Annotated in this window: 24 protein-coding genes; 9 read left to right on the forward strand and 15 right to left on the reverse strand. The window is 42.8% G+C overall.

Features of this window, described 5'->3' with window-relative positions; all coding sequences use genetic code 11:
- Nucleotides 1–51: 51 nt before the first annotated feature.
- On the reverse strand, nt 52–1,281 hold the full coding sequence (locus VRU48_RS04685) for a BaiN/RdsA family NAD(P)/FAD-dependent oxidoreductase (RefSeq protein ID WP_330106765.1): 1,230 nt from the start codon (nt 1,279–1,281) through the stop codon (nt 52–54).
- Nucleotides 1,282–1,298: 17 nt separating this feature from the next.
- Between VRU48_RS04685 and VRU48_RS04690 the strand changes: the two genes are divergently transcribed.
- Both VRU48_RS04690 and purE read left to right on the forward strand, forming a co-directional pair.
- Complete coding sequence (locus tag VRU48_RS04690; protein ID WP_330106766.1) at nt 1,299–2,438, forward strand: 5-(carboxyamino)imidazole ribonucleotide synthase; 1,140 nt, start codon at nt 1,299–1,301, stop codon at nt 2,436–2,438.
- Nucleotides 2,439–2,528: 90 nt separating this feature from the next.
- On the forward strand, nt 2,529–3,023 hold the full coding sequence (purE, locus tag VRU48_RS04695; RefSeq protein WP_330106767.1) for a 5-(carboxyamino)imidazole ribonucleotide mutase: 495 nt from the start codon (nt 2,529–2,531) through the stop codon (nt 3,021–3,023).
- Here purE and VRU48_RS04700 read toward each other — a convergent pair.
- From VRU48_RS04700 to VRU48_RS04710, 3 genes are all read right to left on the reverse strand, one after another.
- On the reverse strand, nt 3,020–3,220 hold the full coding sequence (locus VRU48_RS04700; RefSeq protein WP_330106768.1) for a helix-turn-helix domain-containing protein: 201 nt from the start codon (nt 3,218–3,220) through the stop codon (nt 3,020–3,022). The two genes, purE and VRU48_RS04700, sit on opposite strands and share 4 nt — an antisense overlap.
- A 9-nt stretch (nt 3,221–3,229) precedes the next feature.
- Entirely contained in the window at nt 3,230–3,877 is a 648-nt protein-coding gene (locus tag VRU48_RS04705) for a DUF2975 domain-containing protein (protein WP_330106769.1), read from the reverse strand.
- Between the two features lie 98 nt (nt 3,878–3,975).
- Nucleotides 3,976–4,539 carry a YqgE/AlgH family protein gene (locus tag VRU48_RS04710; protein WP_330106770.1) on the reverse strand — a complete coding sequence of 188 codons (564 nt, stop codon included), beginning with the start codon at nt 4,537–4,539 and terminating at the stop codon, nt 3,976–3,978.
- Nucleotides 4,540–4,653: 114 nt separating this feature from the next.
- Between VRU48_RS04710 and pdxH the strand changes: the two genes are divergently transcribed.
- Nucleotides 4,654–5,304: a pyridoxamine 5'-phosphate oxidase gene (gene pdxH / locus VRU48_RS04715; protein WP_330106771.1), complete on the forward strand. Its 651-nt coding sequence runs from the start codon at nt 4,654–4,656 to the stop codon at nt 5,302–5,304.
- A 50-nt stretch (nt 5,305–5,354) separates the two neighbouring features.
- Here pdxH and VRU48_RS04720 read toward each other — a convergent pair whose 3' ends face one another.
- The 4 genes from VRU48_RS04720 to VRU48_RS04735 all read right to left on the reverse strand — a co-directional run bounded on the left by VRU48_RS04720 (nt 5,355) and on the right by VRU48_RS04735 (nt 11,099).
- Nucleotides 5,355–6,062 carry a hypothetical protein gene (locus VRU48_RS04720; protein WP_330106772.1) on the reverse strand — a complete coding sequence of 236 codons (708 nt, stop codon included), beginning with the start codon at nt 6,060–6,062 and terminating at the stop codon, nt 5,355–5,357.
- Nucleotides 6,063–6,147: 85 nt separating this feature from the next.
- Nucleotides 6,148–6,528, reverse strand: coding sequence for a hypothetical protein (locus tag VRU48_RS04725; RefSeq protein WP_330106773.1), 381 nt, complete (start codon nt 6,526–6,528; stop codon nt 6,148–6,150).
- Nucleotides 6,529–6,598: 70 nt separating this feature from the next.
- Nucleotides 6,599–8,053 (reverse strand): RagB/SusD family nutrient uptake outer membrane protein, encoded by a 1,455-nt coding sequence (locus VRU48_RS04730; RefSeq protein WP_330106774.1) that lies wholly within the window; start codon nt 8,051–8,053, stop codon nt 6,599–6,601.
- A gap of 10 nt (nt 8,054–8,063) precedes the next feature.
- Nucleotides 8,064–11,099, reverse strand: a complete 3,036-nt coding sequence (locus tag VRU48_RS04735) for a SusC/RagA family TonB-linked outer membrane protein (protein WP_330106775.1) — start codon at nt 11,097–11,099, stop codon at nt 8,064–8,066.
- Nucleotides 11,100–11,290: 191 nt separating this feature from the next.
- On the opposite strand from VRU48_RS04735, the gene VRU48_RS04740 reads away from it, so the two are divergent.
- Both VRU48_RS04740 and ruvB read left to right on the forward strand, forming a co-directional pair.
- Nucleotides 11,291–12,178 (forward strand): 3-hydroxyacyl-CoA dehydrogenase family protein, encoded by an 888-nt coding sequence (locus VRU48_RS04740; protein ID WP_330106776.1) that lies wholly within the window; start codon nt 11,291–11,293, stop codon nt 12,176–12,178.
- 129 nt (nt 12,179–12,307) lie between these two features.
- Nucleotides 12,308–13,330 (forward strand): Holliday junction branch migration DNA helicase RuvB, encoded by a 1,023-nt coding sequence (gene ruvB, locus VRU48_RS04745; RefSeq protein WP_330106777.1) that lies wholly within the window; start codon nt 12,308–12,310, stop codon nt 13,328–13,330.
- Between the two features lie 51 nt (nt 13,331–13,381).
- Here ruvB and VRU48_RS04750 read toward each other — a convergent pair whose 3' ends face one another.
- Nucleotides 13,382–13,603: a hypothetical protein gene (locus VRU48_RS04750; protein ID WP_330106778.1), complete on the reverse strand. Its 222-nt coding sequence runs from the start codon at nt 13,601–13,603 to the stop codon at nt 13,382–13,384.
- 96 nt (nt 13,604–13,699) lie between these two features.
- On the opposite strand from VRU48_RS04750, the gene queG reads away from it, so the two are divergent.
- Together queG and VRU48_RS04760 are read left to right on the forward strand one after the other, a co-directional pair.
- Nucleotides 13,700–14,635 carry a tRNA epoxyqueuosine(34) reductase QueG gene (queG, locus tag VRU48_RS04755; protein WP_330106779.1) on the forward strand — a complete coding sequence of 312 codons (936 nt, stop codon included), beginning with the start codon at nt 13,700–13,702 and terminating at the stop codon, nt 14,633–14,635.
- Between the two features lie 4 nt (nt 14,636–14,639).
- Complete coding sequence (locus tag VRU48_RS04760; RefSeq protein ID WP_330106780.1) at nt 14,640–15,485, forward strand: hypothetical protein; 846 nt, start codon at nt 14,640–14,642, stop codon at nt 15,483–15,485.
- Between the two features lie 51 nt (nt 15,486–15,536).
- On the opposite strand, the gene VRU48_RS04765 is transcribed toward VRU48_RS04760, so the two are convergent.
- Both VRU48_RS04765 and VRU48_RS04770 read right to left on the reverse strand, forming a co-directional pair.
- Nucleotides 15,537–17,396, reverse strand: coding sequence for a M1 family metallopeptidase (locus VRU48_RS04765; protein WP_330106781.1), 1,860 nt, complete (start codon nt 17,394–17,396; stop codon nt 15,537–15,539).
- A gap of 35 nt (nt 17,397–17,431) precedes the next feature.
- Nucleotides 17,432–18,379 (reverse strand): exonuclease domain-containing protein, encoded by a 948-nt coding sequence (locus VRU48_RS04770; protein ID WP_330106782.1) that lies wholly within the window; start codon nt 18,377–18,379, stop codon nt 17,432–17,434.
- A gap of 173 nt (nt 18,380–18,552) precedes the next feature.
- Between VRU48_RS04770 and VRU48_RS04775 the strand changes: the two genes are divergently transcribed.
- Both VRU48_RS04775 and VRU48_RS04780 read left to right on the forward strand, forming a co-directional pair.
- Nucleotides 18,553–20,526 carry a transglutaminase family protein gene (locus tag VRU48_RS04775; RefSeq protein WP_330106783.1) on the forward strand — a complete coding sequence of 658 codons (1,974 nt, stop codon included), beginning with the start codon at nt 18,553–18,555 and terminating at the stop codon, nt 20,524–20,526.
- Between the two features lies 1 nt (nt 20,527).
- The gene (locus tag VRU48_RS04780) at nt 20,528–22,432 is read left to right on the forward strand and encodes a DUF3858 domain-containing protein (protein WP_330106784.1); all 1,905 of its coding nucleotides are present in this window, start codon (nt 20,528–20,530) and stop codon (nt 22,430–22,432) included.
- A 452-nt stretch (nt 22,433–22,884) separates the two neighbouring features.
- Here the strand turns inward: VRU48_RS04780 and VRU48_RS04785 are convergent, their stop codons facing one another.
- The 4 genes from VRU48_RS04785 to VRU48_RS04800 form a co-directional block, all read right to left on the reverse strand.
- Complete coding sequence (locus tag VRU48_RS04785; RefSeq protein WP_255530710.1) at nt 22,885–23,007, reverse strand: hypothetical protein; 123 nt, start codon at nt 23,005–23,007, stop codon at nt 22,885–22,887.
- A gap of 157 nt (nt 23,008–23,164) precedes the next feature.
- Nucleotides 23,165–23,779, reverse strand: a complete 615-nt coding sequence (locus VRU48_RS04790) for a thioredoxin family protein (RefSeq protein ID WP_330106785.1) — start codon at nt 23,777–23,779, stop codon at nt 23,165–23,167.
- Nucleotides 23,780–23,786: 7 nt separating this feature from the next.
- Complete coding sequence (locus VRU48_RS04795; RefSeq protein WP_330106786.1) at nt 23,787–24,260, reverse strand: TlpA disulfide reductase family protein; 474 nt, start codon at nt 24,258–24,260, stop codon at nt 23,787–23,789.
- 58 nt (nt 24,261–24,318) lie between these two features.
- Nucleotides 24,319–24,867, reverse strand: a complete 549-nt coding sequence (locus VRU48_RS04800) for a redoxin domain-containing protein (RefSeq protein WP_330106787.1) — start codon at nt 24,865–24,867, stop codon at nt 24,319–24,321.
- Nucleotides 24,868–24,870: the final 3 nt, after the last annotated feature.

The following is a 24,870-nucleotide window of genomic DNA, read 5'->3' on the forward strand; positions in this document are numbered from 1 at the left end:
AAGCTGTGGCTTTTTTGTATATTATTAAATATCAAAGCAATAGCAACCGCTTTAAATATTTTGTGCGATGACAAAGCCACTGGCCCAGGCCCACTGAAAGTTATAGCCGCCCAGCCAACCGGTTACGTCTACACATTCGCCACCAAAATAGAGACCTGGTATTTTTTTGCATTCTAGCGTTTTAGAAGAAAGTTCATTGGTATCAATACCGCCACGCATCACCTCGGCCTTATCATAACCTTTATCACCGGCAGGTTTTACCTTAAACTGGTGGATGGTCTGTTTGATGCTTTCCATTTCTACCTTGCTCAAATCGGCCACTGGTTTACCCAAAGGCAGGAACTTGCCTAAGGCATCCGTAAATTTCTTGGCGTAAAAACGGTTCAGCAAAGTAGAAAGCAGGGTTTTACCATTGCTTTTCCGCTCCTCTTCCATCAAGGCAAGTATATCTTGGCGAGGCAACAAATCGATATTGATGCTTTCGCCCCTGCGCCAATAACTCGAAATCTGCAGCACAGCAGGCCCGCTCAACCCCCAATGTGTAAACAAAATATTTTCTTCGAAAGCCATCTTATCGTTGCTGACTTCGCAAAACACCGAATTGCCCGAAAGCTGCGCATACCATTCTTCGTCTTTGCCGGTAATGGTTAGCGGTACCAATGCCGGTGCGGTTTCAACAATGGCCAGTCCGTTGTTTTTGGCAAAACGCAGGGCAAAATCGGTAGCGCCCATTTTTGGAATAGGCAATCCCCCACTGGCCATTACCACTTTAGGAGCTGTGCAGGTTTTGAGCTTATCGCCTTTGGTATAGCTTACTTTAAAGCCATCGGCGGTTTGTTCAATAGATTTAACTTCGGCATTGCACCTGATTTCCTGTTCTAGGTCTTGGCAAAGCGATGTAAAAACCTCGACCACATCCTTGGCTTTTTTGCCATCGGGAAAAAGCTGGCCTAAAGTCTTTTCCTGTCCAACAATGCCGTAGGCTTCGAAAAAACTGATGGTATCTTCTACCGTCCATTGGCTAAATGCCGATTTGAGAAAATGCGGATTAGCGGTAATAAACTGGCTTTCGGTAGCCCATTGGTTCGTAAAATTGCATCTGCCCCCTCCCGAAATCAGTATTTTGGCACCTGGCTGACTGTTTTTTTCGAGCACTAACACTTTCTTGCCCAGAAAACCGGCCTGTACCGCACACATCAAGCCACAGGCACCAGCGCCAATAATTATCGCATCTGCATCCATCAATTGGTTAATATTGTTATTTTTGTGCAAAATAAGCATAAATTTACATTTCGATAATGGCAAAACAGATAAGCGAGCTGAAATTAGGGATATTGGGCGGCGGGCAGTTAGGTAGAATGCTGATACAAGAGGCTATCAATTATAATTTGACAACTTTAGTGCTAGATCCGGATGCCGACGCACCCTGCAAAAACATTGCAAACAAGTTTGAATGTGGCTCTATTACCGACTTCGACACCGTTTATAATTTTGGCAAGAAAGCCGATATCATTACCATTGAAATCGAAAAAGTAAATATCGATGCGCTAGAACAGCTCGAGAAAGAGGGCAAACTCGTTTATCCGCAATCGCGGGTAATTCGTTTGATCCAAGACAAAGGTGTACAAAAGCAGTTTTTCAAGGAAAACGATATCCCCACTGCTCCTTTTCAGCTGGTGAACTCAAGAGAGGAAATGAGCAACAGCAATTTCAGTTTTCCTTATATCCTGAAACAACGCAAAGACGGCTATGATGGCAAGGGCGTGATGAAAATCAACAGTCAAGCCGATTTGGAAAACGCTTTTGAAGCACCATCATTGATCGAAGAACTGGTAGATTTTGACAAGGAAATTGCGGTAATCGTGGCCAGAAATGCCAACGGCGACATGAAGACCTTCCCTTTGGTAGAAATGGAATTCAATGCCGAAGCCAATTTGGTCGAGTTTCTGATTTCACCTTCAACCTACCCGGATAACATCCAACAAAAAGCAGAGAAAATTGCAATCAATATTGCATCGGCTCTCAATATTACCGGCATATTGGCGGTAGAAATGTTTGTGACCAAAGATAGCGAAATCTTGGTAAACGAATTGGCACCAAGACCGCACAACAGCGGGCACCAAACCATAGAAGGCAATTACGTTTCGCAATTCGAACAGCATTTGAGGGCTATCTTTAACCTGCCTTTGGGCGATACCCGTTCCATCAGCAATGCGGTAATGATCAATTTATTGGGCGAAAAAGGCCATGAAGGCGTAGCCAAATACGATGGCTTAGAGAAAATTATGGCAATAGATGGCGTATACGTTCATCTTTACGGCAAAAAATACACCAAACCGTTCCGCAAAATGGGCCATGTTACCGTAGTAGACCAGAACCGCGAACATGCCATTGAAAAGGCTAGATATGTACAGCAAACCCTAAAAGTGGTTTCGTAGCGCGATAAGCACCAAGCGTTACGCGGTTCGGTCTAATGAACCAATGACTAATGAACAATTAAAAAAATTGAAGCATAAATACATCAAAAAATGAGCACAGTAAAAGTAGGAATTATCATGGGCAGCAAATCAGACCTGCCTGTAATGCAAGACGCCGCAGACATCTGCAAGCACTTTGGGGTTGATTTCGAAATTACGGTGGTTTCTGCGCACCGCACGCCAGAACGCATGTTTAACTATGCCAAAGAAGCCGCGCAAAGAGGTCTTAAGGTGATTATTGCCGGTGCCGGTGGCGCAGCCCACTTGCCGGGTATGGTGGCTTCTATTACCACGCTTCCGGTAATTGGCGTACCTGTAAAATCGTCGAACTCTATTGACGGCTGGGATTCGATCCTCTCTATCCTGCAAATGCCTAACGGCATACCTGTGGCTACGGTTGCCTTAAACGCGGCCAAAAATGCGGGCTTGCTGGCCGTTCAGATACTATCTACCGCCGATTCGTCCTTGGCAGACAAAATGCAGGCCTATAAAGATGATTTGCGTAGAAAGGTAGAAGAAAGCGCCGAATCTATAGAGCAATATTAATCGATATCAATAATATCTCCCGGCTTACAATCCAGAGCCTTACAAATTGCCTCCAAGGTATCAAACCTAACGCCCTTTGCCTTTCCGGTTTTTAAGATGGAAAGGTTTACAATGGTTAGGCCTACTTTTTCCGACAGTTCGGTTAAAGACATTTTTCTTTTGGCCAACATCACATCAAGATTAATAATTATGGGCATGATCAATAGCTAAACAAAGGATTCGTTTTCTTTTTTAATGTCAACCCCGATTTTAAAGACCCAGGAAAAAGCCATCAGTACCAAGCCAATGATGGTTTCGCTCGTCAGCAAATTTTCGCCGTTGTTGAATGTATAATTAGAATCGTTGATATGCAAGGTGTTAACGCAGTTGAGGAAAAACTCCTGACTAATCCATCGAAAAACTGGCAGGCTTATTAAAATCAAGCTCGATGCCATAATGGCCCAGGCATTTTTTTGGGTAAACACTTCATCTTTTCGAAAAGACCTGAATAATCCTCGAGCAAAATAGATAGCCGCTCCTATCAATAACCAATACACAAAAATCGACACCTGAAATAAAATAGAAGAGAAGGAGAACATTTCGGCATAACTTTTAAATCTCAGGTGCACAAGCCCCTTATTCGTTTCTTGGACAACAACCTGATTGTTGAACCACGATTTCAGGTTATCTTCTGGATTGGTTTCTTTATATTTTCTATCGAGCCTCACGTTATAAACCTTGTAGCTTTTAACGGCATGACTGGATTTTGGCGACGAATTAAAAAGCTGCACGATAAAAAACACAATATAAAGAATAAGCGCAAAAGTGGCCAAGCCATCTAAGGCCTGTATGACTTTATTTTCAGAGAGTTTCATATTCACACGTAAAATATAAAACAAATGTAAAAATATATTAAAATAAAACAACTATTATTTATCGTTTTATTTTAAATAATTTAAACCAGAGAATAAAATCAATTTAAATTCGGGTCACTCGGAAAGTTACTGATGTGGGCATATTTTGGACCGAGGTTGATGATAACTTCGCGCCAAAGCTCCTCTTCGTTATGTGCAAAAACCACATCCGGATGATATTGCCCCGAAACGATCCAGGTATTTTGTTCAATTTCTTCGTCCAGTTGCAAAGGCGACCAGCCCGAATAGCCCAAAAAGAACTTCACTTCGTGTGGCTGTATGCTGTTGCTGTTTACCAATATCTTGAGCGTTTCGAAATTGCCTCCCCAATAAATCCCTTTGGCAATTTCCTCGCCACTGGCCATTTTGTCGTAGCAACGGTGTATAAAATGGATGGTATCTACCTCAACCGGTCCGCCAATAAATACCGGATAATCGGCCTCCCACAAATCTGGCACCAAGTCTTTTAAAATCAGGTTGCTTGGCTGATTGAGGATAAAGCCCAAGGTTCCCTCCTCTCCATGATCGGCCAGCAGTACCACCGAGCGCTTGAAGTTGGGGTCGCTCAAAAAAGGTTCAGAAATCAATAATTTTCCTGCCGAAGGTGCTATTTTGCTTAACATTTGGTCAATTTAAGAAACCATTACGATTTTACCAAAATCCTGTAAAACCATGATCTTCGTCACATATTATATTCTGATGAAAAAATTAAACAAACTAAAGGCTATTTTTGTGCCATGGAGCTCACAAAAGAAATGTTGCAAAACTTGAGGCAGGATTACCGTACTGCCCAGCTGAACGAAAGCGATGCCAGCAAAAACCCGATCAAACAATTCGAAAAATGGTTTAGCGATGCCTTGGAGGCACAGCTTTACGAACCCAATGTAATGACTTTGGCCACTGCCGACAAAAACGGCAAACCCAATGCAAGAATTGTACTTTTAAAGGGCTTTGACCATAATGGCTTTAACTTTTACACCAATTACCTGAGCCAAAAAGGCAAGGAACTGAAGAGAAACCCCTATGCCTGTCTGGTTTTCTTTTGGCCTGAGCTGGAGCGACAGGTTCGCATTGAAGGCAAGGTAGAGAAATTGGATAAGGAAAATTCTGAAAAATATTTCCACTCGCGCCCGCAAGGGAGCCAAATTGGTGCCATTGCTTCGCCACAAAGTCAAGTAATTGCCAACCGCGAAATGCTCGAATCGAAAGTAGAGGAACTTACTGCCATGTACGAAGATAAAACCATACCCAAACCAGCGCATTGGGGCGGTTATGTAGTAAAACCGACAGCTATTGAATTTTGGCAAGGCCGTTCGAGCCGCCTGCACGACAGGCTGAAATATGAGCTGATTGATGGCAAATGGCAACTTAGCCGATTGGCGCCATAAACGATATGCATAAAAAATCCCCTGAAAATTTTCGGGGGATTTTTTGTTGATTAATATTTTGATTTGCTGATTTCGAAATAGTATTCGAACAACTTGAGGATATCGCTATCTTCTTTGAGGTTGAGCTTGTTTGTCTTGATGTAAGCGGTAAGCTCGGCATTCTTGTCGCCAATGGCAGCCAGAATTGATTTTTCGTTCTTGCTTACCTGTACCGGCAGGTTATCGGCTTTTACCACATAATAAATGTCTCTATTTACTATTTTTTTGGTTGTTGTAGCCGAATTAAACTCTTTGTTTTCCAGGATGGTTTTTAAGGTCTTTTTAATGAACTTCACATTCCCGTCTGATAATATTTCATAAAAAGTTTTTTCGGTGTTTTTACCCGTTGGCTTAAATCCCGATCTAAAAAGTTTGTCGTTGGCATTGCCTATTCCCGAAAAGCCCAATTTAAACTCTAGTACCGGTTCGGTAAGCTCTAGGGTTTCGCCTTTGGCATTCAAGAACAACAATAAATCCTGTACCTGATCGTATTTAAGGTCTACCCCATTGATGATCCTATCATCTTTAAACCTAACAATCCCTTTTGTCCAGGCATCCATATAATAGGGCGAACCCGTTACCTCGGTATAGCTCATCGTCCTCAGTACTTCGCCTTTGAGGTCGGTAAGGTTTATCTGTTGGGCTTTCAGTGTAGCCGAACCCAGCAGGCCAAAAGCTAACATGGCGATCCAAAATTTATTGTCTATTAAGTTCTTCATGGTTGACATTTTAGTTTAAAAGTATAAAAAACCCTTAACATTACGTTAAGGGCTTTCATTAATTAACTAAATACCTTTCAATATGCTATTGGGTAATTGTTAAGGTATAGGTTTTATAGTTCTGGCTTACGCCGATTTGGCTATTGCCGGTTAGCGTTAAAATCACTGTTCTTGTGCCAGTTGCGATATTGGCAGGAATTGCAGTGATGACGATATTGGCCGAACTAGAATTTGCTGGAATGGTAACTTTGCCAGAGGTACCGCTAAGTGTGTAGTCAGTTCCTTGTACGCCGGTACCTGAAATCGTATAGTTGATATCGGTGGCAGCGGCTTGTTGATGACCCACCAATTGTACCACTGCAGTAGCCGTGCCAGGTGTTGCAACCGTTCCCTTTTTAACAGTAGCGGTAAGCGGCACAAATTCTACCACATCAGGTCCTTCGTATAGATTGTCTCTGTTTTTCATACAAGACGTGAAAGACACACTGATTAATGCGATGAGGAATATATATATTTTTGTTTTCATAATCTTATGGTTAGTATCCGAAGTTTTGAGTGATTTTAGGATTATTTTGTACTTCAGTAAGCGGGATTCTGGCCAATAACCTAAAATCTGTTGCAGCGATTGTAGAGTTTGGAGTTGAATTTGCTGGAAGCGTAGTCGTTGATTTGTTTACAGCAGATCCTGTTCTCAACAAATCAAACCATCTTTGGCCTTCGTAAGCTAGTTCCACACGTCTTTCTTTCAAAATCGCATCAAGCGTTACCGGAGTGCTAATCAAACCAGCTCTCAACCTGATTTTATCCAAATCGGCTTGTGGCGTAGCACCGATAGTTGTTCCGTTTCTGAAATTGGCTTCGGCACGGGTCAAATACAGTTCACTTACACGCAACAATTTGATGTTATCAATTTGCGGCCCTTTGGCAGCTGGGTATTTTTGGTTCCACAAAATAGTTTCAGAACCTTTAACCAATTGCACCAATAGGTCTTTTCTCACATCGCCTGTAGCGTAGTCGGCCACCAAGTTGGCTTGAGGAGAGGCATCGCCGTAACCCGCACCAGCAGTAGTTATCGGATTAGACCTGGTATAGATTGAGCTCAATCCGTCAGAACCTAAGCTTTCGGTTACTTCAAAGTTCAATTCGAACAAAGACTCTGGAGAGCTGGCCGAAGTCCAGATGGTTTTATAGGCATCTGATTTTTGGGTTGGAGTTGCGGCAGCGCCAGCATCAACAAATGTACCCACGCCTGCACCCAAGGCCGATGTAGCAAAAGTAGCTGCATCTTGCCAATCGCCGTTAAACAAAGCTACACGAGCTCTCAAAGCATAAGCAGCAGCCAGGTTAGCTCTTTTAGGAGCGGCTGTATTGTCTAGCAAGGTAATAGCTACATCTAGGTCCTTTTTAATTTGGGTATACACCTCGTCAACTGTATTTCTGCTAGGGTAAACAATATCCGTTGGATAGTTTTCCACAAAAGTCAACACGATAGGAACGCCTAAATTACGTCCAGAAACGATTTGTTTAGGGTTATAACCGTATGATTTTACCAAATCGAAATAAACAAGCGCACGGATAAATAAAGCTTCACCGGTAAGCTGTTTTTTTCTCAATGGAGTTAGGCCATTAGCAATATCCGCATATTTGATGGCGCCGTTTGCGCGGTTGATGGTGCTGTAACCTAAAGCCCATAGATCGATGGTTGAACCGATGGTATTGTTCGATTCGTTAACGAAACGGTTAGAGTTAGAGTTTACAATACGCATATTGTCAGACAGTACTTCCGGAACTACAAAGAAGTTTCTTCCATAGTAGTTAACGCTCTGCAGCGATTCGTAGCAACTGTTTACCAATCCCTCTACACCCGCCGCCTCCTTCAAGGCTACTTCGGCAGATATCGAGTTCTTCGGCTCGGTTTGTAAGGTTTTTTCACATGAGGTTATAGCAAGAGATGCTACAAGCGCCATTGATATGATATGTATTTTTTTCATTTTAATAAGATTAGAAGCCAACATTAATTCCAAACGTAAAGTTTTTAAACTGTGGATATTGACCAAAGTCGCCACTAGCATTTACAAACTCAGGGTCAACTCCTTGGTATTTGGTAATGGTCCAAAGGTTAATTCCTTGTGCGTACACTTTAACCGAACGTAATTTTACCGCACTTAGCCAAGATTTTGGCAAGTCATACCCTACACTTACTGATTTTAGCCTGATGTAAGATCCATCCTCGTAAAAACGGTCAGAAATAGCGTAAGACGAACTGTGGTTAATACCGCTGATGTTCAACACGGTACCACCAAAATAAGGTTTTGGAATACCGGTAAATTGTCCAGGAGTTGTCCAGCGATCCAAGTTAGTCGCATATTGGTTCCTGTCAACTGTCGAACCTGATCTCTCGAAGAAAGTTTTATCCTGGTTCAACACCAAGTTGCCATAGCTGAATTGGAAGAAAGTACTTAACGAGATGCCTTTGTAAGTAAAGGTATTGGTTAAACCACCAGTGTATTTAGGGTTTAAATCGCCGATATAAGTTCTGTCGGTCGAAGCATTTTGCGTATAGGTAATGTTGCCATTGCCATCGTACCACATTGCGCGGCCATCGGCAGGGTTAACACCAGCTGACCTATAAGTATAAACAGAGCTGATCGGACGGCCAACTGCAGTAGCAAAGCTACCACCTAACAAAGTTTGTCCATCAATCAGGTTTAAAATCTTGTTTCTGTTCAAGGCGATGTTGGCATCTGTTCTCCAGGTGAAATCTTTGGTTTTGATATTCATGGTAGAAAGTTCAAACTCGAAACCTCTGTTTCTCATTTTACCAACGTTTTGATTAATCGAGCTAAAACCAGAAGTTAACGGAAGCGGCTGTGCCAACAATAGATTAGAGTTAATTCTATTGTAGTAGCCGATTGTTCCGCTTACACGGTCTTTAAACAAGCTAAACTCCATCGCCACATCCAAAGTAGTTGCTTTTTCCCAAGCTAAATTAACGTTAGCCAAGTTTGAAGGAGCTAGGCCAGCAGCTAGTGCTGTTCCAGAAATATAGTCTCCAGATTTTGAATAAAGCGCTCTCGAGTCAAAGTTACCGATAGCTTGGTTACCAGTGGTACCGTAACTTGCCCTCAATTTCAAGTCAGAAACAAAGCTAACGCCCTTCATGAAGTCTTCTTGAGAAATCCTATAAGATACCGCACCTGCAGGGAACCAACCAAAACGGTTGTTTGAACCGAACCTAGATGAACCATCATACCTTACTGTACCAGATAGATAGTATTTGCTTTCATAGTTATAGTCGGCTTTCAAGAAGTAACCGGCTGTACGGAAAGTGGTATAAGAACCACCTGTAGTAATTGGCGTACTACCTGAAGATACCTGTGTAAATTGGTAAGAAGGGAAACCTTGCGACTCAGCAGTTGTAGTGGTATACACCTCGCTACGGTAGTTGAAACCCAAGATAGCATTAAGGTTGTGTTTACCGCCAAATGAATTGTTGTAATTCAAAGTTTGGTCGGTTTGGAAGTTCACGTTACGTGTATTGGCTGCCAAAGCATCGCCATTAGTCGATCTTCCATCGCCAAATCTTGGATCCCAGAAACGGTTTTCGGCAATATCAATATAATCAACACCCCAGCTGCTTCTGAATACCAAAGCATCAGTAAAGTGATAGCGGCCGGCACCGTTACCTGTAAATTGGTTACTTGTGGCTTTTTGTTGGTTAAATTTCACCAATTGAACCACGTTATAACCATCATAGGCACCTGGCAAAATAGTATTGTAGGTTCCATCAGGGTTATAAATAGGGTTGTTTGGAGATTGCAACTGCGCAGTTCTGCTCACGTTGGCAAATGCACCAGCACTTGAAGTCGTATTTTGGCTAATGGTACTCAAGTTCAAGCTGGTAGAGAAATCGATCTTTTTAGAAGCCTCGTGGTCTAAGTTAACCCTTACGTTTCCGCGAGAGAAATCAGTACCAATTACTTGGCCTTTTTGGCTGTTGTAACCACCACCAACGTAGAATCTAGTTTTTTCGTTACCGCCTCTAGCAGTTAGTTCGTAATTTTGGGTTAAACCTTTTTGAGACACGGCACCTACCCAGTCATAAGTTGGCACATTGTCAATCGAGCCAAATGGCGTAACATAAGTGTTGTAAAAGTTGGTGTACTGTGTAGAAGTAGCGCCATAACGGTTAGCATAAGCTTCTAACGATAGCTGGATCCATTGCGGACTGGTCAACAATTTAGGTTTGCTGATCAAATCGTTGTAACCAACATAAGTATTAAAGCCAAATTGTGTTTTTCCGGCCTTACCTCTTTTGGTCGTAATAATTACTACACCAGAAGCACCAGAAGCACCATAAATAGCCGCAGAAGAAGCATCTTTCAATACTGTCAACGATTCGATATCATCAGGATTTAATGCACTTAAAGCGTTGGCACTGGTCGTAGCTCTTGTTAAATCGCCAGCATTTACCTGAACACCGTCAATTACATACAAAGGACTGTTACCAGCGTTGATAGAGCCGACACCCCTGATCCTAACGTTGATGGCCGCACCCGGAATACCACTTGATGAGCTTACTTGAACGCCTGCAAGTCTACCTTGCATCGCCCTGTCCACACTTTGTACAGGCATGTTTTCAATGTCTTTGCCCGAAATGGTACTGGTTGAACCGGTGATGTCTTTTTTGGCTTGTCTTAAACCAAAACCAGTTACCACAACTTCTTCCAAATTGGTATTTGATGCCAATTTAACATTAATTACCGTTCTTGTTCCGATAGTTTCGGTGATGGTACCCATACCTACAAACGAGAATTCGATCGATTTGGCTGTTGCCGGAGCCACAATCGAATAAGTACCGTCTGAATTGGTTTGGGTTGCGATGGCTGTACCTGTAATCCTTACAGAAGCCGATGGGATTGGCAGACCGTCGTCTGCGCCAGTAACTTTTCCTGTAATTGTTCTGCTTCCTTGAGCGAGCACGGTGCCTATGGTGAGTAGGCTGAGAACAATTAAACTTAGTAGAGTTCTTTTCATTTAAGTTAATTTAGGTTAAATAATATGTTAATTATAACGAAAATACGAAAATGTAACATTTATGCAACATTTGACATTTTTTTTATTTTTTTTAGTTATCAACTTAATAGGCGAAAATCACCTATTTTAGTTAAACTTGCCATTAATATGGGTCTTTTAGCCTCATTTTTAAGCTTTAATCAAATATGTACATGAAAAATATTGCAGTAATCGGTTCAGGAACAATGGGTAATGGAATTGCCCACACATTTGCACAGTTTGGCTACCAAGTAAACCTCATCGACATCAATATCGATGCCTTGGGAAGGGCAATAGCCACAATCACCAAAAATTTAGAGCGACAAGTTGCAAAAGGAGCTATTACGGAAGAGCTCAAAGCACAAACGCTGTCAAATATCACTACCCATACCAATTTGCAAAGCGGCGTGGAAGACGTTGACCTGATTGTAGAAGCAGCCACCGAGAACATTGAGCTTAAACTTAAAATATTCAAGGATCTGGATCAATTTGCCAAACCAGAAGCTATTTTGGCCAGCAACACCTCTTCTATTTCCATTACCCAGATTGCGGCCGTAACCAATCGTGGCGACAAGGTAATTGGCATGCACTTTATGAACCCAGTGCCCGTTATGAAGCTGGTTGAAGTGATCAGAGGCTATGCTACGAGCAACGAAACTACCCAATCGGTCATGGAGCTTTCGCAAAAACTAGATAAGATGCCTGTTGAGGTAAATGATTACCCAGGCTTTGTAGCCAACAGGATTTTAATGCCGATGATCAACGAAGCCATCTATACCTTATATGAAGGCGTAGCTGGCGTACAAGAAATAGACACCGTAATGAAACTGGGCATGGCCCACCCTATGGGGCCTTTGCAACTGGCCGATTTTATCGGGCTTGATGTATGCTTGGCTATCCTCAATGTATTGTACCAAGGCTTCGGCAATCCAAAGTATGCGCCTTGTCCGCTATTGGTAAATATGGTAACTGCCGGAAAAAAAGGCATCAAGTCTGGAGAAGGTTTTTACGACTACAGCAATGGCCCCAAAGATGCCAAAGTGGCTTCAAAATTTGCTTAAAACACATCATTAGGTTTTCATTAACGTTAACCGATTAACTAATAAATAGATTATTTTCTAAGATTGTTAGTGCTAAATAATAACCGTATTTTTGGGCATCATTCCGATGCCCATTCTTATATTTAAGCAATGAACGAAAATCTTGATCCATCAGCCGATAACTTAAGTCCTACAGAACGCGATATTGAAAAAGTATTACGCCCGCAGGAATTCCACGATTTTACCGGACAGGAAAAGATATTGGAAAACCTCAGGATTTTTGTAAAGGCCGCCAAGTTGCGAGGCGAAGCTCTGGACCATGTATTGTTGCATGGCCCTCCGGGATTAGGAAAAACTACCCTATCGTATATCATCGCCAACGAAATGGGGGTTAACATTAAAGTGACCTCTGGTCCGGTTTTAGATAAACCAGGCGATTTGGCAGGCTTATTAACCAATCTGGAAACCGGCGATATCCTTTTTATCGACGAAATTCATCGCCTGAGCCCCTTGGTAGAAGAATACCTTTATTCTGCCATGGAAGATTTCAAAATCGATATCATGCTCGAAAGCGGACCAAATGCCCGATCAGTACAAATCGGCCTCAATCCCTTTACCTTAGTTGGCGCCACTACACGTTCGGGTCTGCTTACCGCGCCTCTGCGAGCAAGGTTTGGCATCAACTCTCGCCTCACCTATTACGATGCAAAAGTACTGACCACCATTGTACTTCGCTCCTCAGAAATACTTAAAACCCCTATTACAGACGAGGGCGCTTACGAAATTGCCCGCCGAAGCCGAGGTACCCCGCGTATTGCCAACGCGCTGTTGCGCCGTACCCGAGATTTTGCACAGATTAAAGGCAATGGCAGCATCGACACCGAAATCGCGCGCTACGCGCTAACTGCATTAAATGTAGATGAGCACGGCCTCGACGAAATGGACAACAAAATATTACTGGCTATTATCGATAAGTTTAAAGGTGGCCCCGTGGGATTAAAAACCATTGCCACGGCAGTTGGCGAAGACGATGGCACCATTGAAGAAGTTTACGAGCCTTTTCTGATCCAGGAAGGCTACCTGATGCGTACCACCCGTGGCCGCGAGGTAACTGAGGCCGCCTATAAACACCTCAATCGGATCAAATTGGGACAAACCGGAAAACTGTTTTAACCTCTAGAAATCGCCAATTAGTGGGCTTCAAATGTTAAGCCGTGGTTTAATTTACTTCGTTACGTTATCCCTAAAAAATATAAACCAGATAACCAACAAGATCAGCACCACAATCGGAATAATCCACTTCATGGCTTGCCCGGCACCTTCATTATCGGGTTCGTTTACCGTAGGTGCAGGTCCCGGATTTTCCTTATGGGCTCCATAATTGGTTTCTATCGGAGGGGCAGTTTTGTTTGGATCTTCGGTATGATTGGACGTGTTATTTTCCATGATATTGAGAATTTAATGAAATAGCCTTACCTTATTAACCTACTAACAACTCAAAGCTTTAAAGGTTTTAGGCCAAAAGGCTATCTTTGTAGTTCCATGTTCAACAATGCCGCCAAATACAGCCAATTGATCAAGGCCGAAGCACTTAGGCTGGGCTTTATGGCCTGTGGCATTTCAAAAGCGGATTTTTTGGAAGAAGAAGCCCCAAGACTGGAAACATGGCTCAACAACAACCGACATGGAGAAATGGCCTATATGGAAAACCATTTCGACAAGCGCCTCGATCCCCGTTTGTTGGTTGAAGGCGCTAAATCGGTGGTTTCATTAACGCTCAATTACTTTACGCCGGCGAAACAGCTCGACAGCGAAGCTCCGAAAATATCCAAATATGCCTATGGTACCGATTACCATACCGTCATTAAGGAAAAACTGAAAGAACTTTTAGCCTTTATCAATGATGAAATTGGGGAAGTGAGTGGCCGGTGCTTTGTAGATTCTGCCCCGGTAATGGATAAGGCCTGGGCACAGAAAGCCGGATTGGGCTGGCGAGGCAAAAACGCTAACCTCATCAGCAAAGATGCAGGTTCCTTTTTCTTTCTGGCCGAGCTGATTATTGATTTGGAACTGGAATACGACAAGCCTTTTGTGGCCGACCATTGCGGTTCTTGCACCCGTTGCATCGACGCCTGCCCTACCGATGCCATTGTAGCGCCTTATACCGTCGACGGCAGCAAATGTATTTCCTATCTTACCATCGAGCTGAAAAACGAAATTCCTGCCGAGTTTAAAGGCAAAATGGAGAATTGGATGTTCGGCTGCGATATTTGCCAAGACGTATGCCCATGGAACCGTTTTGCCACCCCACACCAGGAACCCGCCTTTGAACCGACCCACGAGCTGTTGCAACTGAAAAAGACCGAACTTGTAGACCTAACAGATGAAGTATTTAAACAGGTTTTCAAAGGTTCGGCGGTTAAAAGGACCAAATTTAGCGGGCTGAAACGTAATATCGATTTTTTAAAGCCAATTTAAAAAAATGAAAAATATAACCTGCTTACTGGCGAGTATATTACTAGCCATTGTGGTACAAGCCCAAGAACTAAAGTTAAAACCGAGAAAAGCCGATGCGCTTGGCGGAACAGCATTTGCCCACAGCATTTCCGACAGTACCTTAAGCTTAGTGGCGCGCGAAGAAATCATTTTCAGGGAAATCAAAAACGGTAATGTGCCGAGTTTCTTGAGAAAATTCCAGAAAATCGTATCAAAAGCCACAATCGATAACAAGGACTACGAACTGGTCTTTTTTGTGTTGCCCGACTACCTCGCTATTGGCCATAACGACGATTACTTTTATATGCCCATGACTCCCATTTTGGCCCAAAAAGTAGCCAATCTGTTGCATTGTAGTCTGCCAACACGAAAAATAACAGACCTGATTGATCAAAATGCAACCCTCAAGTTAACGCCACAGCCCATTCCGCCCAGCAAGGCCATGACCACAGTTCCGGTATTTATTACCCATAACGACCTGGTTAAACAGCAAATGCAGCCCTACCTTAGCCAACATGCCAATGGCGCGCTTACGGTGGGCAATAAGAAGGATATTGTGATCAGCAATAAGATTTACGGCGAAACAACGCCCCGTGTGGTTATTTATGGCTGGCATCAACTCGATGGAAAACCCATCCAACCCTTGTACAACAAGCACACCAATACCTGGGCCGATTACAGCCATGGTGTGCGACTGGTACAAAACACGATGTGGCTCAATGGCAAAAAGACCACTCTGGCTAAAATCTTAGCCGATCCGCTGCTAAGCCAGTTGTTAAGCGATGAAGGAATTATCGAAAAGTCCTATTACCCCGTTTTCGACAATTATTAGCTATTGTAAATTTAAACGAAGAGGTGATAACCTAGCTTTTAAGCATACCTGTTATTTCACTTCAAAAGTATTGTCGCTTTTATTTTTATCGGGTACATGACTGCTGCCCATAACCACTTTGTTTACCTGTTTGCTGGTTTTAAGCGTACTGGTAAAAGTTGGATTGCCGCTTTCCCAAACGCCAATGGTATGGTGCACCTTTTCGGTACTGCCATCGGCATAGCTAATGGTCAAATCAATTGGCAAAGGCTTGGTGCTTTTGTTTTCAATCACGATAGCATAGCCTCCGTCAATCTTATTGACAGCCTTAATGGCCATATCGGTTACGCCATCATCAAAAAACCAACGTTTCCAGAACCAATCCATGTTTTTGCCGGCACCGGTGTTCATGCTGTAAAAGAAATCGTAAGGCATGGGGTGCTTGCCGTTCCATAGTGTAATGTAATGGTGCAAGGCCTTGGTAAACAGTTCGTCGCCCAGGTAATCTTTGATAAATAAATAACCTAAGCCGGGTTTGGGATAAGAATTGGTAAACGAGCCATTACCTTTCAGTTCGGTGGTTAAAGTCATGATTGGGGTATCATCTTTGGTACCAGAACTAAAGCCAGTTGGGGCTATGCCGTATTCGTCAACAATACTCGGATCTATCATAGGCGAGATGAGCCATTCGCCGATAGTGGCCCAGCCTTCGTCCATCCAGCCGTATTTGGTTTCGTTAATGCCCATGTAAAAAGGAAACATGGTATGGAAAATCTCATGATCGGTCAAGGTAATGGCATCTACCCTATTGTCAACCGGATTATCATTTACCATCATCGGATATTCCATTTGGTCCAGTCCATCAAAAACAGTTTCGTGGCTGTAAGGGAACGGCCATTTCGGAAAAACATAGCTCATGGCATGTACCGTTTTGCGGGCAAAATCAATCACCTCATAGTAATCTTTATGTTTCGAATTAAACACGGCATCAACGCGGGTACGGCGACCGGTTTTCGGATCGACCACCAAACTCGACGATTTCCATAAATAGTGATTGCTGGTGGCAAAGGCAAAATCGACCACATTTTTGGCTTCGAATTTAAAAGTATTGATGGCATTTGGAGCCGTCACCTTGTTTTGAGCAAGGGTTGCACTGTCTATTACATCAATTACTTCATCGCTTTTGTTGGCCATTTGGTATTTTTTGAAGACCTCTTTGGTAAATACTTCGTTGCCGTTCAGCAAATCGCCGGTAGCCCAAACGCCATAATTTTGAGGCACGGTAATGGCCGCTTTAAAATTGCAGAAATCGTTGTAAAACTCTTCGGCACCGCTGTAAGGGATTTTGTTCCAGCCATCTATATCGTCGTAAACGGCGATGCGTGGAAAAGAATAGGCGATAAAATGCGCTCCATCATCAACCTGTCCGGTACGCATGTGCGAGCCTTTGTTCAGGATGTAACGGTAATCGATTTTAAACTTCATGGTTTTACCTGGCGCCAAGGCAGGTACGGCAGTATGCATATTGGTACCCTCGATGATAAGGCTGGTTAGTTCCCTAGGGGCATTATTCAGCAATACCTGACTGATCTGTACGCCATCGCCCAAATCGCGTTCATTGATTTTGGCTTTTCTAGCTGCCCCTTTTTGATAAAGATTGGGATATAGCTTGAACCAGATCTCCTGCAACACATCGGGACTATTATTGGTGTAATTGATTTCAACCGTGCCGCTTACCTCGCGGGTAACGGGATTAAAATTGATCTTCAAATCATAGTCGGCCGTATTTTGCCAGTATTTTTTGCCAGGTGCGCCACTTTTGTCGCGGGTGCCCTTTTGGTAGGCTTGTTCAAACTCTTGGGCAATAGGCAATTGGGCCTGCGCCACCAAAAAGCCAAAGGCCAGCAAAAAGGTTAGTTTTATCGATTTCATCTTTACTATTTAAAAGCTAAAGCATTAAGAATGGCTTATTTGCCGAACTTCATTTTAAGCTGTTCCAGCATATCGCTGGTAACCGGGGCAGCGGGTTTGTTCTCTTTTGGAGGCCTAGGTGCCTGATTTTGGGGCTTTGGGGCTTGGCTTTGCAGCCTGGCCTGTTTCTGCTCCTCTTTCTTTTTGCTCCACCTGTTCCAAATTTCATCAAGCTTTTTCTTGGTGTACAAAGGAAAGTCGCCCTGTTTCATCCAGGCATAGTAGCTAGGCTCTACATCGAAAACCTGCTCAACGGTTTTGCCTTTGTGCTTGCCAAAATTGATGGTTTCTTCGCCATTTTCGTTGTAAATCATTCTTCCGGCAAAATCAACAGGCTTATTGATATTGGTAAAAAGGTGCAAAGCCTCTACATCGTTCTGTACCGGCTTCGATTTATGGCCTTGTTTATCTTCAAACTCCTGGTCCTTGTATTTGTCTAGCTGGGCCAACAGCACTTCGTAAGTAGCTTTGATGTCGGCTTCGGCAGAGTGTGCGTTGATAATATCCTTATTGCAATAAAACTTGTAGGCGGCCTTTAGCGTACGTTGTTCCATTTGATGGAAAATATTTTGTACGTCTACAAACTTCCTGTTGTTCATGTCAAAATCGACCCCAACCCTTAAAAATTCCTCCACCAGCATCGGAATATCGAACTTGTTCGAGTTATAGCCCGCCAGATCGGCATCGCCAATAAATTCGGCTATTTCTTTGGCCACTTGGTCAAAAGTCGGTTCGTCTTTAATGTCTTCGTCGTAAATACCGTGTATAAGCGACGAGGCCAACGGAATAGGCATGCCCGGATGAACACGTTTGGTCAGTATTTGCTCGGTTCCATCTGGCATGGCCTTTAAAATGGCAATTTCTACAATTCTATCGGCGCCAACATTAACTCCAGTAGCTTCAAGGTCGAAAAAGGCCAATGGACGTTTTAGGTTTAATTTCATTTAATAAGTGGTCTTGGGTTTTGAAATATGGAAAGTGGGATTAGTGTTTCTATTTTCAAAAATGCTAAAAAGGTTTGTTAGTTCTGTTAATTCTGCAAAATTTTAGTTGTTAATTTATTTCCTAATCTAAACGACTAGATTTAAATTGCCGGATAATTACAAGCTAACGCCTTATGAAGAAAATCCTTATCGGAATTGTCCTTTGTTTTTTATCTCTCCACTCCTTTGCACAGAATTTTGAGTTTGGTGCCGTTACCCATGCCGATTTCGATTTCGACAGAAATACCATCGATAGCAATGCCAATGCGGTTGTGCTGAAAGAATATGGAACAACCTCTTTTTATTTGGATGATGCCACCGGCAGGCTGGTGCTTATTTTCGAATACCACACCCGGATTAAAATCAACAACAAAGAAGGCTTTAAACAGGCCAATATCGTTATCCCCATCCATAAAAGCGACGGGGCAGAAGAACTGATCCTCGACCTCAATGCCTCAACTTTCAACCGCAACCAAAGCGGGTTTGTACAAAGCCAGATGGATAAAAAGGCCATGTTTACCGAAAACAGAAGCAAGTACGTTTCGCTGGTTAAGTTTACCTTGCCCAACATTAAAGAAGGTTCGATCATCGAATACAGCTACCGTTTGCAAACGCCTTTCTTGTTCAATTACAGAACGTGGGAATTTCAGTCGGACATTCCGAAAGTATACAGCGAATACGTCGCTTTTATACCCGGCAACTATAACTACAATGTTTCGCTGAGGGGGTTTTACAAATTGAGCGACCAGAAATCGGAAATCAGCAAAGAATGCCTCCGCTTGAGCGGTACGCCTGTAGATTGTTCTAAAATGACCTATATCATGAAGAACATCCCCGCCTTTGTGGAAGAAGACTACATGACGGCACCCAGCAATTTCAGGTCGGCCATTTACTTTGAGCTGGCCGACGTGATTGCCATGAGCGGCGCCAAACAGAGTTTAACCAAAACCTGGCGCGATGTAGATTACGAACTGACCAACGATAAGAACTTCGGCTCGCAGATGAAGCGCAAAGATGTCTTTAAAGATTTAATTCCAACGTTGACCAAAGATGCTCCAGACGAGCTGAGCAAGGCCAAAGCCATTTACAACTACATTAAAAAGCAGATCAAGTGGAACAATTACTATGGCAAATACAGCGAAGGCAATATCAAAGCGGTACTCGAAAACCGGTCTGGAAATGTGGCCGACATCAATTTTAGCCTGATTGCCGCCCTCAGTGCAGCCAATCTGGATGCCGAAGCGGTAATTCTTTCTACCCGCGAAAACGGAACGGTAAACAAATTGTTTCCGGTTATTTCTGATTTTAACTATGTAGTGGCCAAGGTAAATATAGACGGTACAAGCTACCTTTTGGATGCTTCAGAGCCTTTGTTGCCTTTCGGCTTGCTCCCTTTGCGCTGCATCAACGATCAAGGCAGGGTAATCAACCTTAAAAAGCCTTCGTATTGGATTGACCTCAAGGCCTCGCAAAAAAGCGTAACCAATTATGTGCTGATCGGTAAACTGGAGGCCGATGGCAAAATCAAGGGTACCATTACCACCACCACCTATGGCTACGATGCTTTTAACAAACGTAAGGAAATCAAGCGTTACAATTCTATTGACGAGTATGTAGAAAAAATCGACGAATCGATGCCTAAGTTTAGCATCAACAAACATCAGATTTTGGCGGTAGACAGCGTGGAGAAACCTTTGGTAGAGGTTTACGAGGTAGAATTTGCCGCGCACAACGGCGCCAGCAACAATCAGCTGTACATCAACCCTTTTTTCATCAATAAGATTTCAAAAAAACCTTTCAATCTCAACGAAAGAACCTATCCGGTAGATCTTGGCTCGGCTTCTGATCAAAAAATAAGTGTGATGATTAGCTTGCCAGGCAAATACGAAATGCTGGAAAAACCAAAAGATATAGCCATAGCACTGCCGGCAAGTGGCGGCCGTTATATTATACAGAGCGATATGGTTGACGATAAGCTGACGGTTAACCAGATCCTTCAATTTAACAAGGCCATTTACAGTCCAGAAGAATACCTTTACCTGAAGGAATTCTACAGCAAGATTATCCAAAACCAAAAAACCGACGTACTTTTAAAAAAGGCCGATTAGAATGAAGCTGCTAACCTTTACCCTGCTGCTAGCGCTTGTCGCACCAGCCGTTTTTGCGCAAGACAACTACGATGCCGATCTTATTCCTTCGAACCTGAGGAACAGGGCTAACGCTATCGTCAGGAATTCGGTAGTTACGGTTGATATGCGTGCTGCCGACAATGTGAGCTATACGGTTAGCAAAGCGATTACCGTACTGAATAAAAATGGCGAAAACAGTGCCCGCTTGGTTCTGTTCTACGATAAAAATACCAGCATCAAGAGTATCAAAGGCGAGGTTTACAACGAAGTAGGCAAGTTGAGCAGCAGATTTTCGCAAAGCGATTTCAGGGACGAAAGTGCCATCAGCGATTTCTCGTTGTTTGAAGACAGTCGTGTAAAGCATTACCTGCCCTTGGTGAATAGCTATCCCTATACCATTGTTTACAATTACGAAATCCGCTACAAGCAAAACCTCATCATTCCTGATTGGGTGCCCCAAACGGCCAATGATGTAGCGGTTGAAAAAAGCAGTTATGTCTTAATCAGCAAGGTTGGCGACGAGTTTAGGGTGAAAAGCCAAAACGTTGGTGCACAACCGGAAGAACAGCTTGTTAAAGACCAAAAAACCACCACTTGGAAGGTAAGCAGCCTGCTGGCTTCAAAACCTGAACCCTACAGTCCTTTTCGCGAAACTTACCAGACAGTGGTAAAAGTTGCTCCAAAAAACTTCAGCTACTATAATGTTAAGGGCGATTATACGAATTGGCAGGAACTGGGCAAATGGCAATACGACAACCTGTTGAAAGGGAGAAACCTATTGCCCGATGCTACCGTACAAATGATCAAGGAATTGGTCAAAAGCGAAACCAACGACAAGGAAAAAGCCAAAAAAATATACCAATACCTGCAAAACAAAACACGCTACATTAGTGTGCAGATTGGCATTGGCGGTTTCCAACCCACCAAAGCTGCCGATGTTGACCGTTTGGGCTACGGCGATTGCAAGGCCTTGGTCAATTATATGCAGAGCCTGTTGAATGTGGCCGGCATCGAATCCTATTATTGCGTAGTTGAGGCAGGAACGGAGAAAAAAAGCCTCGACCCAAGTTATGCCAGCATGAACCAAGGTAATCACGTTATTCTGTGCATGCCTTTAAAAGGCGATACTACTTGGCTGGAATGTACCTCGCAAAAAATCCCTTTTGGTTACCTGGGCGATTTTACAGACGACAGGTATGTGCTGGCCTGCACGCCAGATGGAGGCAAACTACTCCGTACGCCAAAACTCAATGCCAGCCAAAACCTGCAAATCCGTGAGGCACAATTAACGCTAAGCAAGGATGGAAATGTAAACGGCCATGTCAAAACCATTTTTTCAGGTTCACAATATGATAATCACGAGGCCATGGTAGGCAAACCCTTAACCGAGCAACAAAAGCTTTTAAAAGAAGTTTACGATATCGACAACATCGATTTTAACCAGATCAGCTATTTGCAAAACAAACAGATCAAGCCCGAAGCTACCGAAGACATAGAAATCAGCATCAGAAATTATGCTACGCTGAACAACGATAAGATTTTTCTCAAACCGAATGCCTTCAACATTAAGGGCAATGTCAGCGAATCGAAGAACCGTACCTTGCCATTGTATATCAATCGTGGTTATACGGATGTAGATACCATCAGCTATCAACTGCCTGAGAATGTAATTCCGCTAATTGCACCTGACGAGAAAGAATTCAAGTCTGCCTTTGGTTCTTACTCCTCAAAAACCAGCATAGAAGGAAACAAATTGATCTATATCAGGAAATTTGTATTAAACGAAGGTACTTTTGCGCCAGCGCTTTATGCCGAATTTGCCAAATTTATTGCCGATGTAAATACCAGCGACCACCTTAAGCTTTACCTTAACTTCAAAAAATAATCCTGCTTACTTTGGGTTTAACCCACTTTTCGTTGGTGAGGAACACCAACGATTGGCTTATATAATTTTCTCATGGCTTGTTGGTGAAGAATATCAACAAGAGCTTTTGCCTAAAAATCTCTTAATTCCTAAATGGTAAAAACAATATCCCGTTTTTCGTTTGTATTGCTTATCATCGACCTACTTATAGCTTGTTGGTGAAGAACACCAACAAGTGCAATAATAAGTGCAAGAAGTCTTATTTAAGCCAGCAAAACAAGCCTAGGCTATCGTTGGTGTTCCTCACCAACGACTGATTATAATTTTTCCTAGCTTGTTGGTGGAAAACACCAACAGGAACACAGATTTTCTTTAACAGACAGATTCCTTAATTCCTAAATGGTAAAAAAACAATATAGCATTCTCGTACCTATTCGTGAAGAATAACCATTCAATGGTTAATGAAATTCAGCTTAACTTAAAAAAATAATGCCCAAAGCTATGCCTACAGCCATAATGAGGTACATGAGCAGCTCCGTGGTGGCAAAGCGTTTGTATTTGGTCCAGAAAGAACCTTCATCCTGAGGTGTAGCCATAAAAATCCCGAATTTGATTTCGGGATAAAATTATCGTTTTAAGTGGAAAGATTAAAGCAGAAAGTTTAAAGTTGTTAGTCGATTGTCAATGGTCCATCGTTCGTAACGACTATTGGCCATCGACTATAAACCATGGTCTGTTGCTCATCAACCAAGCCTATTTAGAAGAGCTTTCCTTTTTCCATTTAATACTGCAACCAATGGCTTTGGTATAGGTTACCATCGGCTTTTTGCCTTGCAACAACAGATTAACCGCATTTTGCACATAATTGTCGCGCTGCGCATTCGTTTCTTCCTGATCGTTGTCTATCGCACCGATATAAGCTACTTCATTGCCATTTGCTGTTTTTTGCAATACAAAAACATGTGGCGTTTTATTGGCGCCATACTTTTTGGTGTATACATGGTTCGGATCTTCCAGATAAGCATAGCTGAATTTTTTCTCTTTGGCACGCTCCTGCATCTTTTCGTAACTATCGCCTGGAGAAGCCGCCGGATCATTGGTGTTGATGGCAATTACCGGGTAGCCTTTAGGCCCATACATTTTGTTGAGCGCTTCTACCCTGTCTTGGTAGGCTCTGGCCACCGGACAGGTATTGCAGGTAAACACTACAATATAGCCCTTGGCATCTTTATAATTGGCCAGCGATACGTTTTTACCATCTACGTTTCTCAAATTAAAATCTGTAGCTACGCTCCCAACCTGATAACCAGTTTGTGCATTTGCCGTAATACCTAGCATTACGAAACAAACGAATAGAATTCTTTTCATCTTTAAGCTATTTTAAGTTTGCTAAGGTTTTGGTTAGTTCCTGATAGGTAAATTCTTTTTCGTAAAATGTTCTGAGCTGCCGTTTGGTGTTGATAAACAAAGTGGCAGGTATCGCGCCCGACCATTTGGGGTCGACCTTTTCTATAAACTGTTGCTGATCGGGTTCGTTGATTACATATACTTCTGATTTGATCTTGTTTTTCAGGACAAATGGAACCACTTCTTTTTGCAGCTTCGATTTAAAATCAAGGCTCACCAGCAATACTTTGAGGGGTTTACCTTGGTTCTGTTGCTGTAGTTTTTCAAAATTTGGCAGTTCTTCAACACAAGGCCCACACCACGTTGCCCAAAAATTAACCACATAGGTGGTGTCTTTTCCCCGAGCCACCCTTTGCTCTAACTGACTTAAAGATAACAATTTAACCTGAGCATTGGCTTCAGCAATTGCAAAAAAGAAAATAATAGCCAATAAGTACCTCATTGGTTTGGGAATAAAAGATTTTAACAACAATACGAATCAGGCGAACCGAAATTTTGGCTTACAGCAATTTATTCAGCTCTTGCTCTACATATTTGTTTTTTGGCGTAGCTTTCGGATCCTCATTGTCGTCTATACGACCAATGTATTTGATCAAAAAGCCATTAGGTTTCTTTTGCAGAATTACCGCCGTAGGCGTTTGCCTGATGCCTAACAAGAAAGTGTATTTAAACTTGTCGTCTGACAAATAAGGAAAAGTAAAACCCTTTTTATCCGACATTTTCTTCATTTCGGGCATCGCATCTAGCGGATATTTAATCGGATCGTCGCCATAAGGCCCAATAGCTACAATCGGGTAGCCTTTGCCTTTGTATTTCTTGTCTAACGCCATTACCCTATCTTCGTACATGATGCAATGGTCGCAGGTTGGGGTCATAAAAACAAGTACAAAACCTTTGGGCTGTTTTTGTGCCTTCAGGTCGTACACGGTGCCTTTGGTGCTCAGCAAGGCCAAATTTGGCAGGATATCGCCTGCTTTTAAAGGATTTTGTGCCTTTAGGCTTACACTGGCTACCAGTAATAAACAGAGAGAGAAAATTGTTTTACGCATAAG

The sequence above is a fragment of the Pedobacter albus genome, from assembly GCF_036324255.1.
GTDB classification, from domain to species: Bacteria; Bacteroidota; Bacteroidia; order Sphingobacteriales; family Sphingobacteriaceae; genus Pedobacter; species Pedobacter albus.

Bases quoted from the DNA above. Each gene is read 5' to 3' on its own strand.
- VRU48_RS04725 (WP_330106773.1), bottom strand. From the start codon at position 6,528: ATGAAAAACAGAGACAATCTATACGAAGGACCTGATGTGGTAGAATTT.
- VRU48_RS04800 (WP_330106787.1), bottom strand. From the start codon at position 24,867: ATGCGTAAAACAATTTTCTCTCTCTGTTTATTACTGGTAGCCAGTGTA.
- VRU48_RS04795 (WP_330106786.1), bottom strand. From the start codon at position 24,260: ATGAGGTACTTATTGGCTATTATTTTCTTTTTTGCAATTGCTGAAGCC.
- pdxH (WP_330106771.1), top strand. From the start codon at position 4,654: ATGGAGCTCACAAAAGAAATGTTGCAAAACTTGAGGCAGGATTACCGT.
- VRU48_RS04700 (WP_330106768.1), bottom strand. From the start codon at position 3,220: ATGCCCATAATTATTAATCTTGATGTGATGTTGGCCAAAAGAAAAATG.
- VRU48_RS04770 (WP_330106782.1), bottom strand. From the start codon at position 18,379: ATGAAATTAAACCTAAAACGTCCATTGGCCTTTTTCGACCTTGAAGCT.
- VRU48_RS04775 (WP_330106783.1), top strand. From the start codon at position 18,553: ATGAAGAAAATCCTTATCGGAATTGTCCTTTGTTTTTTATCTCTCCAC.
- VRU48_RS04790 (WP_330106785.1), bottom strand. From the start codon at position 23,779: ATGAAAAGAATTCTATTCGTTTGTTTCGTAATGCTAGGTATTACGGCA.
- purE (WP_330106767.1), top strand. From the start codon at position 2,529: ATGAGCACAGTAAAAGTAGGAATTATCATGGGCAGCAAATCAGACCTG.
- VRU48_RS04710 (WP_330106770.1), bottom strand. From the start codon at position 4,539: ATGTTAAGCAAAATAGCACCTTCGGCAGGAAAATTATTGATTTCTGAA.
- VRU48_RS04740 (WP_330106776.1), top strand. From the start codon at position 11,291: ATGAAAAATATTGCAGTAATCGGTTCAGGAACAATGGGTAATGGAATT.
- VRU48_RS04750 (WP_330106778.1), bottom strand. From the start codon at position 13,603: ATGGAAAATAACACGTCCAATCATACCGAAGATCCAAACAAAACTGCC.
- VRU48_RS04730 (WP_330106774.1), bottom strand. From the start codon at position 8,053: ATGAAAAAAATACATATCATATCAATGGCGCTTGTAGCATCTCTTGCT.
- VRU48_RS04735 (WP_330106775.1), bottom strand. From the start codon at position 11,099: ATGAAAAGAACTCTACTAAGTTTAATTGTTCTCAGCCTACTCACCATA.
- VRU48_RS04765 (WP_330106781.1), bottom strand. From the start codon at position 17,396: ATGAAATCGATAAAACTAACCTTTTTGCTGGCCTTTGGCTTTTTGGTG.
- VRU48_RS04690 (WP_330106766.1), top strand. From the start codon at position 1,299: ATGGCAAAACAGATAAGCGAGCTGAAATTAGGGATATTGGGCGGCGGG.
- VRU48_RS04760 (WP_330106780.1), top strand. From the start codon at position 14,640: ATGAAAAATATAACCTGCTTACTGGCGAGTATATTACTAGCCATTGTG.
- VRU48_RS04685 (WP_330106765.1), bottom strand. From the start codon at position 1,281: ATGCTTATTTTGCACAAAAATAACAATATTAACCAATTGATGGATGCA.
- queG (WP_330106779.1), top strand. From the start codon at position 13,700: ATGTTCAACAATGCCGCCAAATACAGCCAATTGATCAAGGCCGAAGCA.
- VRU48_RS04780 (WP_330106784.1), top strand. From the start codon at position 20,528: ATGAAGCTGCTAACCTTTACCCTGCTGCTAGCGCTTGTCGCACCAGCC.
- ruvB (WP_330106777.1), top strand. From the start codon at position 12,308: ATGAACGAAAATCTTGATCCATCAGCCGATAACTTAAGTCCTACAGAA.
- VRU48_RS04785 (WP_255530710.1), bottom strand. From the start codon at position 23,007: ATGGCTACACCTCAGGATGAAGGTTCTTTCTGGACCAAATACAAACGC.
- VRU48_RS04705 (WP_330106769.1), bottom strand. From the start codon at position 3,877: ATGAAACTCTCTGAAAATAAAGTCATACAGGCCTTAGATGGCTTGGCC.
- VRU48_RS04720 (WP_330106772.1), bottom strand. From the start codon at position 6,062: ATGAAGAACTTAATAGACAATAAATTTTGGATCGCCATGTTAGCTTTT.